Source organism: Actinomycetospora sp. (genome assembly GCF_055612215.1).
Window position 1 is genome coordinate 1 of sequence record NZ_JBVPVA010000283.1, and the last position, 5,057, is coordinate 5,057.

General features: G+C 75.4%; 4 protein-coding genes. 2 read left to right on the top strand and 2 right to left on the bottom strand.

All coding sequences use genetic code 11. The annotated features are described in order from the left end of the window. Positions 1 to 1,211: CaiB/BaiF CoA transferase family protein (locus AC0CYZ_RS07735; RefSeq protein WP_472213945.1), on the bottom strand; the 1,211-nt coding region annotated here is incomplete at its 3' end. 44 nt (positions 1,212 to 1,255) lie between these two features. On the opposite strand from AC0CYZ_RS07735, the gene AC0CYZ_RS07740 reads away from it, so the two are divergent. Continuing rightward, positions 1,256 to 2,269, top strand: a complete 1,014-nt coding sequence (locus tag AC0CYZ_RS07740; RefSeq protein WP_472213947.1) for a CobW family GTP-binding protein — start codon at positions 1,256 to 1,258, stop codon at positions 2,267 to 2,269. Here AC0CYZ_RS07740 and trpS read toward each other — a convergent pair. Next, positions 2,236 to 3,285 (bottom strand): tryptophan--tRNA ligase, encoded by a 1,050-nt coding sequence (gene trpS / locus AC0CYZ_RS07745; RefSeq protein ID WP_472213949.1) that lies wholly within the window; start codon positions 3,283 to 3,285, stop codon positions 2,236 to 2,238. The genes AC0CYZ_RS07740 and trpS overlap by 34 nt on opposite strands. Positions 3,286 to 3,577: 292 nt before the next feature. Between trpS and AC0CYZ_RS07750 the strand changes: the two genes are divergently transcribed. Beyond that, a partial coding sequence (locus tag AC0CYZ_RS07750; protein WP_472213951.1) for a DUF222 domain-containing protein occupies positions 3,578 to 5,057 on the top strand: 1,480 nt, incomplete at its 3' end.

The window sequence follows — 5,057 nt, forward strand, 5'->3', positions numbered from 1 at the left end:
CCCGTCGGGAAGTCCGCGATCTCGTCCTCGTCGTAACCCGCCTCCGCCAGGACTTCGGCGGTGTGCTGCCCGAGCAGCGGCGGGGGGCCGGTCGGGGCCGGGGGCGTCGCGCCCGGGCCGGAGGCGTGCACCGGGAAGCCGGTGCCGTGGTACGTCCCGACGCCCGGGTGCTCCAGCGTCACGTGATGACCGCGCTCGACCGACCACGGGTCGTCGTAGAGGTCGTCCAGGGTGTTGATCGGCCCGATCGGCACCCCCGCCGCCTCGAAGGCCGCCGCCCAGTGCGCGACCGGCTGCTCGCGCATCACCGCCTCGACGAGCGCCATGAGCTCCTCCCGACGGCCGGCGCGGTCGGCGTTGGTCGCGAAGCGTGGGTCGTCGGCGAGCTCGTCGAGACCGAGCACTCCGCAGAACAGCCGCCAGAGCCGCTCGCTGCCGGTGGCGACGACGAGCGTCCCGTCGGCGCACGCCATGGGCTGGTAGGGCACGACGGTGGGGTGGGCCGCGCCGAGGCGCCGCGCCCGGGGCGCGTCGTGGAACACGGCCTGTGCGGCCCAGGTGTGCCAGGCGGTCTGGGCGTCGAGCAGGGAGACGTCGAGGTACTGGCCCAGCCCGGTGGTGTGCCGGGCCTGCAGCGCCATGAGTACGGCGATGATCGCCCAGGTCCCGCCGTTGAGGTCCCCGATCGGGAGGCCGACCTTGGTGGGCGGGCCGTCCGGCTCGCCGGTGATGCTCATGATCCCGCCCATCGACTGGGCGAGGACGTCGTAGCCGGGCCGGTCGCGGTAGGGCCCGGTCTGGCCGAACCCGGAGATCGCGACGTGGATCAGCCGCGGGTTGTCCGCGGAGAGGGTCGCGTAGTCCAGGCCCCAGCGCTCCAGCGTGCCGGGACGGAAGTTCTCGACGAGCACGTCGGCGCGCGCCGCGAGCCGGCGGACCGCCTCCCGGCCGCGGTCGGTCTTGAGGTCGAGGACGATGCCGCGCTTGTTGCGGTTGGTCGACAGGTAGTACAGCGACACCCGCTGGTGCGCCTCGTCGTCGGGGTCCGCGTCGTCGTTGAGGAAGGGCGGGCCCCAGCCGCGGGTGTCGTCGCCGCCCGGGGGCTCCACCTTCACGACGTCGGCGCCCATCTCGCCGAGCCACTGGGTGGCGTAGGGGCCGGCGAGCACCCTCGAGAGGTCCAGGACGCGGAGGCCTTCCAGGGGACGCACGGCTGCGGACGCTACGTCGGACGCGTCTGGCAGGCTCGCCGGCCGTGGGTCAGCGCCGCACGGTCCCCGTGGTGCTCGTCGCCGGGCACCTCGGCGTCGGGAAGTCCTCGCTGGTCAACCACCTGCTGCGCCATGCGGACGGGACGCGGATCGGCGTCGTCGTCAACGACTTCGGGGCGCTCGGGATCGACGCCATGCTCGTCGCGGGCCAGGCCGACGCCGTGACCTCGCTCGCCAACGGGTGCCTGTGCTGCACCACCGACGCCGACGGCCTCTCGGCGCTGCTCGCCGAGCTCACCGCTCCCGCGGTCGGGCTCGACCTCGTCGTCGTGGAGGCCAGCGGGCTCGCCGAGCCGCGGGAGCTGGTGCGCCTGCTGCTCGCCTCGAGCGATCCGCATGCGACGTACGGCGGCCTCGTCGTCGTGCTCGATGCCGTCGACCCGGACCTCGACCAGGCCCGCCTGGCCGACCTCGCCGTCGTGAACGGCCTGGACCGGGTGGGCGCGGGTGCCGGCGACGAGGCCGTGACGCGCGTGCGCGCGGTGGCGCCCGGCGCCGTCGTCGGGACCTCGCACGGGGCGCTGGACCCGGCGCTGCTCGTCGATCCGGTCACGCGTCCGCGCCCGGCGCAGCTGGGTCTCGACGAGCTCTTGCGCGAGATCGACGGCGCGCATCCCCACGAGGCGGCACAGAGCGTCTCGTTCGTCTCCGACCGGTCGCTCGACCCGGGGCGGTTCGCGGCCTTCCTCGAGGCGGGACCCGCGGGCGTGGTGCGGGCGAAGGGGATCGTGCGCCTGGGTGCCGACGACGGGTGCTGGGAGGTGCAGACCGTCGGGACCGCGATCCGGGTGCGTGCGGCGCCGCCCGGGGCGTCGACGACGGGGGCGCGGCTCGTCCTGATCGGGTCGGGTCTCGACGAATCGTCGCTGGTGGGCGCACTGGAGGGATGCGTGGCTCCGGCGGGTTCGGTGCTCTCGGAACACGCGGGGCTGGCCCTGACGCGCTACCGGATCGACCTCGCGGTTCACGACGACGTCAGCACCCCGGCGCGGCCGTAGGTCATGTCCATGGCGCGCCGGACCTGGTCGAGCTTCTCCTCGGCGATCAGGGTGGCGTGGTCGTTGCCGCGGGCGAGCAGCTCGTCGAGCCCGCCGGTCGCGGCGTCGGCCGCGAGCTCGGCGCGGCGTCGTCGCAGGGGCGCGAAGTGGTCGTTGACCGCGTCGGTGACGAGCGCCTTCAGTGCGACGGCGCCGCGGTCGCCGAGCCCGTCGGCGAGCTCGGCGGGCGACCGGCCGAGGCAGAGGCCGGCGAGCTCGAGGAGGTTGGCGACCTCGGGCCGGGCGGCGGGGTCGTAGGTGATCCGGCGGTCGCCGTCGGTCCGCGCGCGCCGCAGCAGTGCCGCCGTCTCGTCGGGGGTGGCGCGCAGCTCGATCGCGTTGCCCCGGGACTTGCTCATCTTCCGGCCGTCGGTGCCGAGCAGGGTGGGAGCCGGGCCGACCAGCGGCTCGGGGAGCGTGAACACCGGGCCGTAGCGCTCCTCGAAGCGGCGGGCGAGGGTGCGGGTCACCTCGAGGTGGGCGAGCTGGTCGTGGCCCACGGGGACGACGGTGGCCGAGCAGAAGAGGATGTCGGCGGCCTGGTGGACGGGGTAGGTGAGCATGAGGCCGCTCATCGCCCGGGTGCCGGTGGCGGCGGTCTCGGCCTTGACGGTGGGGTTGCGCTGCAGTTCCGCGACGGAGATCAGTGAGAGCAGCGGCAGCAGCAGCTGGTTGAGGGCCGGGACCGCGCTGTGGGTGAAGATCGTGGTGCGGGCGGGGTCGATGCCGGCGGCGAGCTGGTCGAGCAGCAGCTCCCGGACGTTGCCGGGCAGGTCGCCCGCCAGGTCGCGGTCGGTGATCACCTGGTAGTCGGCGATGACCAGGTAGGTCTCGACGCCGAGGTCCTGCAGCCGGACGCGGTTGGCCAGGGTCCCGAAGTAGTGGCCGAGGTGCAGTGCTCCGGTGGGGCGGTCGCCGGTCAGGACCCGGAAGCGGTGCGGGGCGGCGGCGATGCGCGTCTCGAGGTCGGTCGGCATCTGGGAGTTCCTCTCGGGAGAGAGGCCGCCACACCGGGCATCCGCGTTCGTCGGGCAGGGTCACGTCGGCCGCCGGGTGGGCGGCCGCGGGGCAGGGGTCACGGTCGCCGGGGAGGCGACCACCACCAGCACCGGGACGACGTGGACATGGTCGGGGAGCGTAGCGCCGCGGACCATGGTCGTCGGGTCGCTCGGCTGAGCTCGACCGTGTGACGCAGTTCACTTCTTACTCGGTGCTCGACGTGCGTCGGAGCGGGCGTGACTGTCGGACCCTCGAACTAACGTTCGAATCATGACGACGACGGTGGGTCCGGTGGGCGGGTACGACGTCCCGCTGCGCGCGGACCCGACCGCGCTGGTCGGCGAGGACGTGGAGGCCGGGCTGGTGGCGGCCTTCCGGGCCGACAACCGGGCCGCGTGGGCGCGGTGTCGCTGGCTGCTCGAGGCGTGCCGGTCACGGGCGGGGACCACGCGGCGAGTGGTGGGGGACTCGCGGTCGGGGTTGATCGCGGCGGCGGCGTTGGCGTGGTCGCCGGCGATGGCCGCCGCGCGCCTGGAGTTCGCCCGCCAGGTCATCGAGCGACTGCCTGCGCTGGGGGACGGGATGCGGGAGGGGTGGCTGGAGGAGAGCAAGGCCGAGGCGATCGTGGCCACGGTGCGCGAGCTCGACGACGCCCAGGCCCGCCGGGTGGTGGAGCGACTCTTGGGCCGGGCGGGGGAGCTGACCCACGCCGAGCTGCGGCGGGCGGCGGAGAAGGAGGCCGCGGCGGTCGACTCGGGCTGGTACGAGGCCCGCCGCGCCGCGGCGGTGGCTCGCGCCCGGGTGATCGCGCGCAGTGCCCCCTCCGGCGCGGCGGAGCTCTCGGGGCTCGATCTGCCCGAGGACCTCGCGCTGGAGGCCCACGCCCACGTGGTGGCCCTCGCCGACGCGGTCCGGGCCGCGGTGCGTGCCAGCGGCGGCGAGGTCGGGCAGGGCTTCACCGAGGCCCACGTCTACCTGGCGCTGCTGCGCCCGCACCTGCTCGGCGCCGACGACGCCACCGTCATCGCCACCCTCACCGAGGAACTCCTCAACCCGCCCAGCCCGGACGACGACGGCCCCGACGACGACGGCCCCGGTGACGACACCCCCGGTGACGACGGTCCCGACGACGGCGGCGGTCCTCGCGGCGGGGGCGCGGACGACCAGGGCCCGGACGACGCTGGCCCGAACGACGCTGGCCCGGACGCCGCTGGCCCGGACGCCGCTGGCACGAACGCCGCTGGGCCGGACGACGCTGGCCCGGGCGCCGCTGGCCCGAACGACGCTGGCCCGGACGCCGCTGGCCCGGACGACGCTGGCCCGGACGACGCGGGCCCCGACGGCGGTCGGCCCGAGCCCGAGGCGGCACCGTTGGCGTTCCGCGCGGGGGTGGCGGTGCGGCTGGACCTCACGACGCTGCTGGGGCTGGACCGCCGGCCGGGGGAGGTCCCGGACTACGGCGTCGTCGCCAGCTCCACCGCCCGCCACCTGGCCCGTACCCGGCCCGGGGCGGCGATCCGGCTGCTGCTCTACGACCCCGACGGCCACCTCGAGTACGCCCTGACCCTGCACCCCCGCGGCGGACGCGCCGCCCGGCGCCGCAGCCGCTACCGACGACAAGTCGTCGAGGTCCGCGCCCGCACCACCACCCTCGACGCCCTCGACCCGCACGAGTTCCTCGGCCAGCAGGCCACCCTGCTCACCCGCGCCCAGAAAGCGCTGGCCACCCAGCGGGCCTGCCCGCCCGGCG

What these genes read in the sequence shown, in the direction of transcription:
- trpS (WP_472213949.1), bottom strand. Translation starts at nt 3,285, where the DNA reads ATGCCGACCGACCTCGAGACGCGCATCGCCGCCGCCCCGCACCGCTTC.